Annotated in this window: 8 protein-coding genes; 7 read left to right on the top strand and 1 reads right to left on the bottom strand. The window is 39.8% G+C overall.

Going from position 1 to position 15,230, the window contains the following annotated elements; all coding sequences use genetic code 11:
• Window positions 1–186 precede the first annotated feature (186 nt).
• From CVD27_RS09600 to CVD27_RS09590, 3 genes are all read left to right on the top strand, one after another.
• Window positions 187–2,994, top strand: coding sequence for a beta-galactosidase (locus CVD27_RS09600; RefSeq protein ID WP_101647678.1), 2,808 nt, complete (start codon window positions 187–189; stop codon window positions 2,992–2,994).
• A gap of 71 nt (window positions 2,995–3,065) precedes the next feature.
• A complete protein-coding gene (locus CVD27_RS09595; RefSeq protein WP_101647677.1) occupies window positions 3,066–5,114 on the top strand; it encodes a glycoside hydrolase family 2 protein in 2,049 nt (682 codons plus the stop codon).
• Between the two features lie 57 nt (window positions 5,115–5,171).
• Window positions 5,172–8,330: a family 43 glycosylhydrolase gene (locus CVD27_RS09590; RefSeq protein ID WP_257984318.1), complete on the top strand. Its 3,159-nt coding sequence runs from the start codon at window positions 5,172–5,174 to the stop codon at window positions 8,328–8,330.
• A 90-nt stretch (window positions 8,331–8,420) separates the two neighbouring features.
• Here the strand turns inward: CVD27_RS09590 and CVD27_RS09585 are convergent, their stop codons facing one another.
• Entirely contained in the window at window positions 8,421–9,311 is an 891-nt protein-coding gene (locus tag CVD27_RS09585; protein WP_101647675.1) for a helix-turn-helix domain-containing protein, read from the bottom strand.
• Between the two features lie 146 nt (window positions 9,312–9,457).
• Here CVD27_RS09585 and CVD27_RS09580 point away from each other — a divergent pair, with 146 nt between their 5' ends.
• The 4 genes from CVD27_RS09580 to CVD27_RS09565 all read left to right on the top strand — a co-directional run bounded on the left by CVD27_RS09580 (window position 9,458) and on the right by CVD27_RS09565 (window position 15,210).
• Window positions 9,458–11,227, top strand: coding sequence for an ABC transporter ATP-binding protein (locus tag CVD27_RS09580; protein WP_101647674.1), 1,770 nt, complete (start codon window positions 9,458–9,460; stop codon window positions 11,225–11,227).
• On the top strand, window positions 11,214–12,995 hold the full coding sequence (locus tag CVD27_RS09575; RefSeq protein ID WP_101647673.1) for an ABC transporter ATP-binding protein: 1,782 nt from the start codon (window positions 11,214–11,216) through the stop codon (window positions 12,993–12,995). Before CVD27_RS09580 ends, CVD27_RS09575 begins: the two co-directional genes overlap by 14 nt.
• Window positions 12,996–13,395: 400 nt before the next feature.
• Complete coding sequence (locus CVD27_RS09570; RefSeq protein WP_101647747.1) at window positions 13,396–14,292, top strand: ABC transporter permease; 897 nt, start codon at window positions 13,396–13,398, stop codon at window positions 14,290–14,292.
• Between the two features lie 15 nt (window positions 14,293–14,307).
• Window positions 14,308–15,210 carry a carbohydrate ABC transporter permease gene (locus CVD27_RS09565; protein WP_101647672.1) on the top strand — a complete coding sequence of 301 codons (903 nt, stop codon included), beginning with the start codon at window positions 14,308–14,310 and terminating at the stop codon, window positions 15,208–15,210.
• Window positions 15,211–15,230 lie beyond the last annotated feature (20 nt).

The following is a 15,230-nucleotide window of genomic DNA, read 5'->3' as shown; positions in this document are numbered from 1 at the left end:
TATATCCATATCCAACGAATTTGATAATCTTAATTGTAAAGGCTTTCATCGGAAGAAGTTAAAATGGCATCCCCGATAGTAAGCCGATTGTTATTACCATCATGAGTCTCACTTTTAAGAGTACAGAAGAATTGATTAGAAGACAAACTTGTCAGAGCCTTACGAAGGCTAAAGGAGGGGGAATTTATGAATATCATTAACAAGACTGCGGTCCAGCTATCTAACCGGGGAATTTCAATTGATGGGAAGCCGGCTATTATTCTTTGCGCCTCACTCTTCTATTTTCGTATTCCGAGAGAGTTATGGAAGGATCGTCTTAGAAAAGTAAAAAAGGCTGGCTACAACTGCATCGATGTGTACTTCCCTTGGAATTTCCATGAAACAGAACAAAATAAGTGGGACTTTTCTGGTGAAAAAGATGTTGAGGTCTTTTTACAAATGGCTGCAGATGAAGGACTGTATGTGGTTGCACGTCCTGGTCCTTATATTTGTTCTGAATGGGATGGGGGGGCTCTTCCATCCTACTTATTTGCCGATTCAAAGGTACGGCTGAGGGATAATGACCCGGCATTTTTGGCACATGTTGGCCGATGGTTTGACCGGATCTTATCTTTATTGAAAAAGTATGAATTAGGACAAAAGGGTTCCATTATTTGTGTTCAGCTCGATAATGAACTTGATTTCTACGGCTGCCAAGATCCAACAGGATATATCTCAGCTCTTAGGGATATGGCCTTAACGCATTCGTTAGAGGTGCCGCTTGTGGCATGTGCCGGTCAAGGAGACCTGTACAAGGCGAGCGGGAATGCAACAGGAGTTATCCCAACGTGTAATTTCTATCCAAATGATCGAGATCCTGACTTCGAATCTAAGGTGCATGAATACGTTGAGAGACTAGAAAAACAAAACCTTCCATTAATGGTGACAGAAACAAATCGGTCCCATTTTTTACTGCGCCGTTTGTTTGCGGCTGGTGCAAAACTGCTAGGACCCTATTTGCAGGTCTCGGGAACCAATTTTGGATTTTCCAATGCTGCTAATAATTGGGGAAATCCACTTTCCTTACTAACTTCCGATTACGATTTTGGAGGAATGATCTCTTCTACAGGTGAGGTCAGACCAGAAGCATTAGAAGGAAGACTAATGAGCCACATCATAGATTCAGTTGGTGAACCGCTGGCTCAATCACTTTACAAAAAGAATCATGGACTAACATTAAAAGGAGCCCTGCCGAATGAAGTGACAGGACCTAATGTACTGGAATTGGAAGGGGGTGGATATTTATATTCTTTACCAAATGTAAGTGAGCGTGGACAAACGGTTTCCGTTCAGATAGGAGGACAGTTCTATCCGAAGCAAACGAAGCTGACCATTTCCAAGGGCCGTTGTCCTTTATTGCTGGCTCAAACACCACTTAGTCACTGGGGATTGGAACAGGGAATGTTAGAATTTTCATCGGCAGAATTAATCTATTCACGTACTATAGGAAACCAATCCATATTGGTATTCTCTGCTGAAGGGGAGTCCGAGACAGTATTCCACCTGCCAGAATTAATCAATGTGGAAACAGAGGACGGGATACTGTTATCTAGAGCCAATGATTCACATGTGGTGTTCACAGGTATCTCAGGATCAGCAGTGATTACGCTGGCATCAGGCCAGATTTTAGAGCTTAGGATGCTTCAGCGTGAAAAGGCTTTAAACTTACGGGAAGTAACGGCTGATGGCTCACTGATTTTTGACGATTTGTTAAAAAGAGTATCTGACGCGGAAGTACCTTCTATTCAATGGGGAATCTCTCCTTTAAATGCTGGTGCATCTGAACTAGGGGAGAATTCTCAACATCTGGGAGATCAAGCTGTTTTCCTTGAGAATCAGGGGATTTATAGAGGCTATGCCTGGTATCAAGCAAAGGTACAAAGCCATTCGGGTGACCATGTACACGGTGTCCTTTTGCAAGATGCAAGTGATATTTGCTCTGTTTATACTAACGATACCTTTCAAGCTACCGTCGTACCGGGCGGTGGAAGTGTGTATGTTCCATTTAAGGAAGACAGGTTTGCTGATCAGTTGAAATTATTAGTCCGTTCAGAGATTTGGGGTCATTCCAACTTTGATGATGCACGGCTTCCTGCTTTCCGGATGAATGGACAGAAGGGTATAACCGGAGCTATAGCCGTTACTAAGCTCATGGAATTCAAAGGTAACTGGCGATTCAAATCCGTACGCTCACGTAATGAGCATGAAAAATACACGATTGAATCCTGTGATACAGAAACTTGGCCAATTATAAACTGGGGCAGTTGGATGACAGAACATCATCCTTCCTACGGCTACTATAAAAAAACATTCCAAGCATCTTCCAAATCTAACGCGTGGTACCTCAATCTTCCAGGTATTCGTGCTCTTGCTACAGTGTTTATTAACGGAGACGAGGCAGGAAAGGTGAATCCATTAACACCATACCTAGAACTAACCCCATGGATAAAAGCTGGTGAAGAGAATCAGTTAACCCTATTCTTAGAAACCTTTTACGGTCTGGAGACCGGAGATGTCATTCTTTACGAGGGGATTAAGGCTAAAGAATGGGAGGTAGCTTCTGCTGGTGAAAAAGAATTATGGAATCACGCTCTAGCAGCTCAATCGGAAACAATAGCTGCAGAATTACCTGTTGAACTTTTACCAGGCAGCAGTGCATGGTTAATGGGGAAAATCGAGCAAATGGATTCAACCCATTGTTGGGAGGTTATGTTCAACGGTTCGAATATCAAGGTGACTGTATTTGTAAATGGAAGATTAATAGGGAGGATATGGACTCCATCCCAAACATCAAAACCTCAAATGAGAGGTGGAAATGAAAATATGGCCTATATCCCAGGCCCATGGCTGCGTGGCGAAGGCAATACACTTGCCATTTTACTAGAGTCTACTGAGCGGGAGTATATGGGTGTTTTAGAGGGGATTCAATTCTCACCTGTAAAGTCCAATATTTAATAGAAGAAACAAATTTACTTTGGTAAAAAAATCTATCAATTTTATTCATAATCAGACAGAGGAGGCAAATGATGATTCGGAAATTGTCTAGTTTCGGAATAGGAGTTCTTCTACTAGGTTCCACCTTATTAACTGGGGGAGCATATACCAAAGCTGATACAACAGTAAATACTACAACGAATACTGCTGATCATGAACCAATGAACACGAAGGTCCAATCAATTAATGGAACGAATGTATTGTTCCAATACGGGGAACCTGTTCCTTCGTTTGATACATGGAATTCAAAAGAGCAAAGCAGAAGTTATTTAAGCCTTGATGGAAAGTGGAAATTTGCAATGGATCCCAATAATCAAGGGATGAATGAAAAATGGTTTGAACAAGGATACAGTGATAAAAATTGGCAGGAAGAAAAGGTGCCGGGCAGTTGGGATTTGTATGATACCCCTGGATTCGGGACATACGATGGATCCAACTTCGGAAAAGGAAGTGCTTTTTACGATGGTTACGCCTGGTTCCGGACACATTTTTCGCCAGATGAGAATTGGAAAAACAAATTTGTCAAACTAAATTTCCTTGGTGTTAACTATCGTGCATGGGTCTATGTAAATGGTCATCTGGTGGGGGAACATGAAGGGGGATATACACCATTTGCCCTGGATGCTAGCGAATATTTCCAACCAGGTAAAGATAATGTAATAGCGGTCCGAGTATACCGTAAACCGACCTTCGATTCCTATACAAGCTCAAATCCGAAACCTGTAACAGCTGACACTGAACTGCCGTATAAACCAGTAGATTTTTGGCCGTATGCTGGAATTACACGTAGTGTCTATTTAGAAGCAACCTCCGATGTAAATGTTAGTAAAATACTAACTTCAACAGGCGATCATACCTTAACAACAAAAGTGGTCGTGTACAATCATGGCGACAAAGAAGTACATCGACAATTAGTTGTGGATCCAGGGGAACAAACGGGTGGCAATCCTAAGTCACAGCAAGTTGATGTAAAACCTGGTGAAGTAAAAGTTGTTTCGATGGATTTCCAGATTCCAAAAGCAGCCTATTGGTCCCCGGATGCTCCGACTCTATATCAAGTAACCGCAGAACTTTATAAAGGAATAGGGGAAGGTCAGGTTCAACAAAAAGGAAACGGTTCTATCGATGACAGTCTCTCTACAAATTATGGTATGAGAACCATTGCGGTAGAGAATGGCAAATTAACGCTAAATGGAAAACAGGTATTTTTGAAGGGTCTTAACTGGCATGAGGAAACAGCCGCAAGCGGCCGTTCGATGACGATTGATGAGTATGATACGGAGTTAAATCATGTATTGGATGTAAATGCGAACTTCATTCGTAATAGCCACTACAATCGTCATCCATATGTGTATGATTTTGCCGACCAGCATGGATTAATGGTGCTAGATGAAGTAGAGAATATGTGGCTTGATACAAAGCAGGAAGCCTTGCAAACAAACTCTTACGGTCTTTCTAGAGCATTAGCTTTAAGTATGGCTTGGAATCAAATCAATCACCCTTCCACCATCATGTGGTCCTTACAGAATGAGTCAGGAATTTGGGAGGATCAAACCGTTTATCGTAATTGGCTGGCTGATATGAAGCAAGCGGTCAAAAGTCTTGATATCCAAAATCGTCCCGTAACATGGGCATCTGGCAGCAGCTGGGACCCTGCATATGACTTGGCAGATGTAATTGGTTTAAATGAGTATTTCGGGTATTTTTATATGCAGGATTTAGACTTAGGGCGAACCTTGGATATTGTGCATAATACCTATCCGAATAAACCGATTCTAATTACGGAAAATGGAACATGGGCCTATGCAGATGAAATTAATAATCATGGACCAGAAACCCAGTCCGGAACAGAAGAATGGCAATCGTATAAGTTTCTTAATCACTGGAATCAGGTAACCGATCCTAGTCGTCTATCCTATATGGCTGGCTATACGTTCTGGGTGTTAAAGGATTATAAAGAAAGATTAAACTACAACCAACAGATTAATGGAATTTCCACTATGGGTTTATTGTCTTTCGACAAAGAAAAACCACGCTTGGTCTATGACACCTTTAAAAACGCCATGAACCCGATTCGTTAATTGTTAAGGTCGTAATGTTAAAGATTAATAAAGTAAGGAGGAATCTTGTTGTTTAAAATGAGGAAAGTTCTATCGTCCATTTTAGCCGTTTCGCTCATTACCATCCCAAATCTATCCTCAACTGGACACGTTTCCGCTGAGAGCACAACCGGGGGGAATGATGTTCTCTATTTTGTGAATGCAGGTGACCCGACCCCTGACACGGTCGAGGGAACGGATAAATTTGGGTTGTATTCTAGTAAAACAGAACAAAAATATGATGTAGACAGCGTTACAGGGAAGAAATGGGGATTGGTAACCACCACCAGTAATACGAATGTCTCAAATGGCGGAGATAAATTAGGGTCGCTTCGATATTATAGCGGACCACAGGTTCGGGATAAAGCATTAGAGTATAAGTTCGAATTGCCAAATGGTGAATATGATCTTACATTAGGATTCAAAAATCCGTGGAGCGGCCGAAGTGTCAATATCATCAGTGAGGGGCAAAATCTATCCAATGGCGATTTTGATATTGGAAGTTATAACGCTGAAAAAGAGGTTACGTATCAACAGGTTTCTGTAACAGACGGAGAATTAGATGTCAGGATTCAAGGACCTGCCACGGCTGCCCTGTCAAACTATAATGACCCATTAGTAAACTATATTATTATAAAAAAATATACAGTGATTCCTCTTTCCGATTTGGAGGTAAAAATAGAAACAGCGAAGAAAGAGGCGGAAAAAGCAGATACCTATACCCTATTCAGCTTGGAGTCATTAAATAAAGCCATTGCACAAGCAGATGCCTTGGTTAAAAATATCAATGCAAATGACTTAGATGTCGATAATAAACAGACCCAGGGCCAAATTCGAACAGCCATCCAAAATTTAGATAGTGCACTGGCAGGTCTTATCGTATACGCTCCGAATACTTCATATAAACCTGGGCAAGTATGGACAGATACAAACGGTGCCCCTATTCAGGCACACGGCGGCGGGATCATGTATGATGAGCAAACAAAGAAATATTATTGGTACGGTGAGGATAAAACGAATGGATATCTTCCTGCCAGGGGGGTAAGGGTTTATTCTTCAACTGATTTGTATAACTGGAAGGACGAAGGTTTAGCCCTTACAGCGATTGAATCGTTGGACCAGTTTGAAACCGATCCATTGATCTCTAAGCTTTATGAAGGCAGAGACGATAAGGCTGATATTTTAAATGATATTGGTACAGACCGGGTAATTGAACGGCCGAAAGTCATCTACAATGAAAAGACCAAAAAATATGTCATGTGGATGCATACGGATGGCCCTTCAACTACATCGACAGCTATGTATGCGAAAGCAGAAGCAGGTTATGCATTAAGTGACTCTCCTACAGGACCGTTCGTTTACCAAGAAAGTAACCGGATGGACAGAGCACCTAAAGATGCTGCGTATAATGGACAGCCAGACCAGCCAGGAATGGCGCGTGATATGAACTTGTTCAAGGATGATGATGGGACAGCTTATATAATCTATTCCAGCGAAGAGAATAGGACCATTTATATCTCAAAGTTAAATGACTCTTATACAGATGTGGTTGGCTGGCATAAAGATGGAAAGATTGAACGTGATACAGAATACAAGGCAGTATATGGTGAGGATTATGTCAGGGTATTTCCAGGTGCCCAGCGTGAAGCACCAGCTATGTTTAAATATCAAGGAAAATACTATTTAATTACTTCTGGTGCTACGGGGTGGGACCCAAATCCAGCAAGATATACCGTGGCGGATAGTATTTTCGGAGAATGGAAGCCAATGCGTGATCCATCGATAGGAGACAAGGCTTCAACGACATTTGATTCACAAAGTACCAATGTCATTCCAGTAGATCCTAAAAAGGGAAAGTTTATCTTCATGGCTGACAGATGGAAGGCTAGTGATTTAAAGGATTCAAGATATATTTGGCTGCCAATTGAGTTTGGCCAAGGTGATGTAATTAGTTTGCAATGGTATGACGAGTGGAAACTGGATACATTAGATAGAATGGGGAAAGTAACCATCAATACAGAACTGCCTGAGAAAGTGTCTGTTGGTCAAGTTCCAACCTTACCAGATAATATTAACGTAACAAATTCAGAAGGTGAGAAAATGGATACCCCGGTTACATGGGCGATTAATCCAGCGAATTTCGCAAAGCCTGGTACGGTTGTTGTGGAAGGAACCCTTTCTGAGTTAGCCAATAAAGTCATTAGAATAAAAATGTTAGTTATTCCGGACCATGTAAGATATTTTGTCCATGCAGGCGGAGTGAAAACAAATGATTACGTGACATGGTCTTCCTATATGCAACATACACTATTAAACAAAGATGTCATTGATCAAAAATATGACCCAGCTAATGGCCAGACTTGGGGTTATGTTGGGGATAAAACCAGACCTGCAGGCGGAGAAGGTGATGATTTATTTTCTGCTTTGCGCTACTTACTAGCGAATTCCGGAGATGATCTTTCCTATAAGTTTGATCTAAAGAATGGTAAATATACTGTATATACTGGTCTATATGATCGCTGGTATACATCCACCAAAGGAAGTCGAAAAGCAGATATCCTGATTAACGGTGAAACAAAAACAAAGGGATATGTATTTACAAGCGCATATGATGTCCTAAGCTATCAAAATGTGAACGTTACGGATGGAAAACTAGATGTGACGGTTCGAAGGGTACCTGGCTCACCGGACCCGCAAATCAGCTGGATTATGGTTGTAGAGCAAGATACAACCGCCCCTGAAATCACTGTTTCAGGTAATAAGGGAAGTTATTCCATTGATTCCAACCTATCCATCACCTGCCGTGCGTCTGATGATTTGTCTGGAATTGCTTCTGTTAATTGCCCAACCATTGAAGGACCGGCGAACGAGTTTAATATTGGCGTAAATAAATTTACCGCTGAGGCCATGGATCGTGCAGGGAATAAGACAGAAGTGAAGATTCAATTTACTGTAACGATTGATTTTGATAGTCTAAGCCGATTGACAGAATCATTTGTTACTGACCAAGGAATAGCGCAATCACTTACTGCCAAACTTGCCGTTGCTAAAGAAGCCGCAGCTAGAGAAAATAAAGAGGCATTAGAAGGAAAGCTGAAAGCATATGTGAATGAGCTGGAGGCCCAAAGCGGGAAATCTATTACGGAAAAACAAGCAAATATATTAATCTCATTGTCAAATAACCTCTTATTAAAATAGAGAAATCAAACTAAAGCAAAGATATAGTAAAACGGACACGCCCTAGTTAATTGATTAAACAAATACTAGGGCGTGTCCTTGTTATTGAATTTAATCTTCATTGGTCATTGTTATTTTTCCAACATATTGTTTACGAAACTGATTGGGGGTTAAATGTTCCATTTTTTTGAACATCCTGCTGAAATAGGCGGATTGAGTAAAACCACTGCTTTCAGAAATCTGGTCAATACTCCAATCTGTTGAAACGAGTAAAATCTTTGCTTGATCAATACGAATTTTATTTACATATTCAATTGGTGTACAGCCAAATGACTGAATCATGCATCGTGCAATATGATTTGGATGGAACTTTAGAGCTTGACCAAGATCCTCATAGGTAACTTTCTTAGCATAATTTTTCCGCAAATATACGGCAGCTTTTTCTGCGACTGCGAATGCAGGCAGCGAATTGGCTAAGTGCATATGGTTTGAAAGCTCCTGGAGTAATTGTTGAAAGAGTACTTGACGCTGCCATTCTCCAGAGTAAATCGACTCATTTTCTGATGAGATGATTTTTGAACACAGTAGTTCCACAGACTCGGAATTTGATAAATGGCAATACTTGGGCAGTGTAATCCCAAACGGAACTTCTGATAAAAAGTTTCCACAATCTTCAGCGGATCTCTCTTCGAATGGTAAAGGTTTAGAGATAGTCAGATCCTGCCAGCCCTTTGAGGCTATGAAGTGAAACCAAAATGCCTCGGTCACCTGATTACACGGCGAAGTAGGATAATGATGCCGATCTGGGTAGAGGATGAGTGCATCTCCTTTGCTTACTTCAAATTTACGATAATCTTCACCCATGAATAATTGTCCCTTTGTAACAACTAATAAATCAAAAACACCAATATTATTCCGATTTAAATGTGATTGGCCGATTTCAAAAATATTCTTTCCTGCAGCAAGAAGAGTTGGCAGGGGCGGGGCATATAATTGAAGCATTTGATTTCTCCTCTAATGTTAGGATTGTGCAATTTTTTGTTATGATTTTATATTTAATTCTTTAATTATAACACTATAATAGGTTCATAAATGTTTTTATTTTAATGTATTTATATTAAGGAGTTGTAGGAAGGGGGATGTGATTCATGCAAAGCTTACGCTGGGTATGGGGGTATATTAGGAACTTTCGAATTAGATTATTCAGTGGACTTTTTCTGGCATTAACTGTTTCTTTGCTAAACATGCTGAATCCATATTTTGCAGGAAAAATAGTCGATAAGGTAATTTATGGCCACCAGAACCATTTATTATGGTCCTTTTTAGGAGCCATGATAGGGGTGACTGTGCTCAAAACAGTCATTCGTTATAATTACCAATTAATGTTTGAAAGTGTTTCGCAAAATGTCATATTTACCATCAGAGAAAAGTTGTATGACCGGCTTCAGCAATTAGATTTTAGTTTTTTCGATCGAACCAAAACAGGGGATATTATGGCCCGAATGACGGGGGATTTAGAAGCCGTAAGACATTTTACGGCATGGGTAATTTATATGATCTTCGAAAACCTAACCATCTTAATCATTGCTATTGGGTTTATGTTCTATATTAACCCGTTATTGGCCGCTGCAATGATTGCGGTTACACCTATCATTGGTTTCTTTGCTACGCGTCTTTCCTTTACAGTTAAACCGACCTTTACAGCCATCAGGGGTCAGTTTGCAAGGTTAAACTCTGTTGTACAGGAAAACATCTCGGGTAATCGGGTTGTAAAAGCATTTGCGAAGGAAGACTACGAAATTGAAAAGTTTTCAGTTGAAAATGAGGCCTTTAAGGAAAAGAGTCTGGATTCTGCAAAAGTATGGGAAAAATATTTGCCTGTTCTTGATTCCCTTGCAGGAGTATTAACCGTTGTAATGATTTTAGTTGGCGGAATTATGGTGATTAATGGTTCGCTTACCTTTGGCGAATTAGTAACATTTAATTCCTTGATTTGGGCGCTAAATAATCCGATGCGAATGGCAGGGTGGTTACTCAATGATGTTCAAAGGTTTATTGCATCAGCTGAAAAAATAGAAGATCTGTTAAATACCAAACCTGAAATCATCAATGAAGTGAAACAATCTAATATCAGACACATGAATGGGGGAGTTGAATTTAACCAGGTGTCCTTTAGTTATGGGGATGAACAGGTTTTGAAAGATATCAGCTTTAAAGTGTTTCCGGGGCAAACAGTGGGAATCATCGGCCCGACGGGTGCCGGTAAATCAACTTTGGTCAACCTTTTAAGCCGCTTTTATGACACAACCAGTGGAGCAGTAAACGTGGATGGTCTAAATGTAAGAGATTGGGAGATTTCGAAATTAAGGGATAGTATGGCAATGGTCATGCAGGATATATTCCTTTTTTCCGATACCATTGAGGGAAATATTGCGTATGGGAATCCAGATGCCTCTTTGGAATTAGTTCAAGCTGCTGCAAAGATGGCGGAGGCTCATGATTTTATAACCGCTCTTCCAGAAGGTTACGATACCATTATTGGAGAACGGGGAGTAGGTCTTTCAGGTGGGCAAAGGCAAAGGATTGCATTAGCAAGGGCCATACTAAAAAACCCATCTGTCCTAATCCTCGATGACACAACTTCAGCTGTCGATATGGAAACAGAGCTCCGGATTCAACGTACATTAAAGTCTTTACTAAAAGATAAGACCTGTTTTATTATTGCTCATCGAATTTCTTCTGTAAAAGAGGCCGATTTAATTCTCGTCATGGAAAATGGACAGATCATAGAAAGAGGAAAGCATAAGGAACTGCTTGCGAAAAAAGGGTATTACTATAAAGTGTTTATGAACCAAAATGGCAATTTCGATGGCCAGCACAATGGTGAGGATGTGATTTATCTCAATGGCGCGCAATAAATTTGATGTAGATGAAGAGCTGGAATCACCATTTAGCTTTGTTCATCTAAAACGATTGTTTACCTATTTAAAGCCTTACAGAAAAAAGATTTTTATTACGGTTTTAATTATGTTGATTGCCAGTGGAGCAAATTTAATTGGACCTTATTTAATTAAAAAAGCAATCGATGACAGTATTCCGAACAAGGATGTGGGAAATTTACTGCTCCTTTCCTGTATCTATCTTGGTGCTCTCGTGATTACCGGAATTTGTATGAAATTCAGGATTCGAATGATGTCCCAAATCGGTCAAAGTGTCATCCTCAACATAAGGAAGGATTTGTTTACCCATTTACAAAAATTATCTTTTTCCTTTTATGACAGCAGGCCGCATGGAAAGATTTTAGTGAGAGTGGTTAACTATGTTAACTCCTTAAGTGACTTATTATCAAATGGTTTGATTAATTTGATTACAGACCTGTTCAGTCTTTTCGTAATTATAGGATTTATGTTAGCGATTGATGTAAAGCTGACACTTATGGCCATGCTCGGATTTCCTGTCCTTGTGGTTGTCATTCTCCTCATTAAAAATGCCCAGAGGAAAGCTTTCCAAATCTTAAGTAATAAGCAATCGAATATGAATGCTTATATACATGAAAGTATCAATGGGATCAAAGTGACTCAAGCATTTACGAGGGAAGAAGAAAATAAACGCATTTTTAATGAGGTATCTGAAAGTTATCGAGGCTCGTGGATGAAAGCGGTAAGAATCCAGTTCCTGTTATGGCCTTCCATTGAAAATATTTCTATTCTTACGACTTCGCTCATTTATGTTTTCGGTATTTCTCAGATTGGTGAAGGAGTAACCGTCGGGGCTCTAGTTGCTTTTGTTGGTTATATAGGTATGTTTTGGGCACCAATTGCTAATATCGGAAATTTCTACAATGCAATTATTAATGCTACAGCCTATTTGGAAAGAATATTTGAAATGATTGATGAACGGCCGACAGTAGAAGATCGTCCGAATGCTGCGGAACTTCCAATCATTAGAGGGAAAGTTGATTTTAAAGATGTTGTTTTCGAATATGATGAAGGGGAAAGAATTCTAAAAAATATTAATTTTTCTGTTAGTCCTGGCGAAACGATTGCACTTGTGGGTGCTACTGGATCGGGAAAGACCACGATTGTCAGTTTACTTAGCCGATTTTATGATATAACCAGCGGGAAAATTGAAATGGATGGTGTGGATATCAGCACAGTTACCATTCCTTCCCTTAGGAAGCAAATGGGCGTCATGCTTCAAGATCCATTTATTTTTTCGGGTACGATTATGGATAATATCCGTTATGGCCGGCTTGATGCCACAGACGAAGAAGTGATTGCAGCAGCGAAAGCGGTTCAGGCTCATCAGTTTATCATGGGGCTGGCAGATGGGTATCATACAGAGGTCAACGAAAGAGGCACAAGGCTTTCGACTGGACAGAGACAGTTGATTTCCTTTGCCCGTGCTCTCTTAGCTGATCCAAAAATCTTAATCCTCGATGAAGCTACTTCTTCTATTGATACGGAAACCGAGTTGGCATTGCAAAAGGGGCTTGAAACTTTACTTGCAGGAAGAACCTCTTTTATTATTGCTCATCGTCTATCTACGATTCAAAATGCAAGCCGCATTCTTGTCATTGATAAGGGCAGAATTATTGAGGAAGGGTCACATAACGAATTAATAAGTCGAAGGAGTTATTATTGGAAGCTGCATCAATCACAACATCAATCCCTAGAAGTGGGATAAAGAAAAGCGCAAGGCGCTTAGACTTCGGCTTGTGACCTCGAGCCGATGGCGCCTGGAGCTGGACAATTCTCGAAGTCCAAATTTATACATTCTTATCTTTAAATAAAGGAACTTTGTCATTTCTCGATATGAGATTTACAAAGTTCCTTTTTATTTTGGGAATGAAACTATATATCTACTAATAAAGTCAAAATTTTCGCAAACTAGGTAAAATTATTCTTATATGATGGGGGAAAAAATTTGATAATCTTTTAATTGTAAAGGCTTCCAATTTAATAAATACAAGAATCAAGTCAAAATATGTTGATTAGGGGGGAATAATTTGAAAACCGTTACTGTGCAATCGCAGACGCCTATTGTTGAGAAACAAACAAAAACGAAAGAGTCTGCATTTAAAAGAATGTGGAAAAACCGAACCCTGCTTCTTATGTGTCTGCCTGCAATTATTTTCTTTGCTGTATTTGCTTATCTACCCATGCCGGGATTATATCTAGCATTTGTAAACTATGATTATACACTCGGAATCTTTAAAAGCGCTTTCGTAGGGCTTGATAATTTTCGCTTTTTGGTGATGACCGGTGATTTGTGGAAATTAACCTTTAATACAATTGCTTATAATCTGGCTTTCATTGTTCTGGGTAATTTCCTGCAAATAGCTGTAGCCATCATGCTTAACGAACTGACAAACAAATGGTTCAAAAAAGTATCGCAAACGATTATGTTTCTGCCACACTTCATTTCCGCAGTTCTTGTTGGACTTTTAGCCTATAACATACTTAGTTACGATTATGGTTTATTAAATTCCTTTTTAAAAATGCTTGGCTTGGATCCGGTACAAACTTATTCTAATCCGCATATTTGGCCTTATATTATTGTCATTACGTTCCTATGGCAATCCACAGGCTATGGTTCCATCGTTTATTTTGCAGCCATCATGGGTCTGGATAAATCCATTCTAGAAGCTGCGGAAATCGACGGCGCTAATGCTTTCCAACGTATCCGATATATTATTATTCCTTGGCTTAAGCCAACTTTCATCATTTTACTATTGTTCTCTTTAGGTGGAGTATTAAAAGGGAATTTTGGTTTGTTTTATAACTTGGTTGGGGCGAATAATACCATGCTCTATCCTACCACAGATATTATTGAAACCTATGTCTTCCGAACATTAATGACGAATTTTAACTTCTCGTTAGGAAGTGCTGTTAGTTTATATCAATCTTTCTTTGGCCTCGTTATTGTCCTTGTGGCAAACTGGATTATTAAAAAGGTTTCACCAGATAACTCATTATTTTAAAGGAGGGATGTATTTATGGAAAGTACGGACAGACAAAATATAGATGTGTCTACGATAATGGTTCGTATTATTGGATATGGTTTTATAGGTGTATTTGCTTTATCTTGTCTTTTGCCCTTTATCTTAATCATATCGTCTTCTCTTTCAACTGAGAAGGCTATTATGGACCATGGATTTTCTTTATGGCCTAAAGAATTTTCAACATTTGCCTATGAAATCGTTTTTCAGAATCCTAGACTTGTCATTGGTTCCTATCTCGTAACGCTCGGAATTACGGTTGTCGGGACTGCGGTCGGTTTGTTTATTGTAGCCATGACAGGCTATGCCTTGCAGCGCCAGGATTTCTTGTATCGGAATAAGATTTCATTTTATATCTACTTTACAACCCTTTTTTCCGGCGGGCTTGTCCCTTTTTATCTATTAATTACGCAGTATCTGCATCTTAAAGATAATTACTTGGCAGTATTGTTACCAGGATTGCTGAGTCCTTTTCTCATTATTATGATGAAATCCTTCACAAAGTCGATTCCACACGAGATTACCGAATCTGCGAAGATTGATGGTGCGGGTGACTTTACCATTTTTTTAAGAATTATTTTACCTATGTCTACTCCAGCCTTGGCAACAATCGGACTGTTTATTGCTCTGGGATATTGGAATGAATGGTATAATTCCATGCTTTTTCTTTCACCTAATATGGAATATAGGCCGTTGCAGCTGTTTCTTTATAACGTAATCACGAGTGCCGATTTCATTAGGAATTCAGCAGCATCCTCTAATGTGCCGCCACAGGATGTACCGTTGGAATCTATGAAAATGGCAACAGCCGTTGTAGCTACTGGACCGGTTATTCTATTTTATCCGTTTGTACAAAAGTACTTTATTACTGGTATTACAGTTGGAGCAGTTAAGGGGTAATTGAATATGGCCCGAGGAAG

Origin of the sequence: Neobacillus cucumis (genome assembly GCF_002860255.1) — a bacterium.
Lineage (GTDB): Bacteria > Bacillota > Bacilli > Bacillales > Cytobacillaceae > Neobacillus > Neobacillus cucumis_A.
This window is presented reverse-complemented; position numbering and strand designations above follow the sequence as displayed.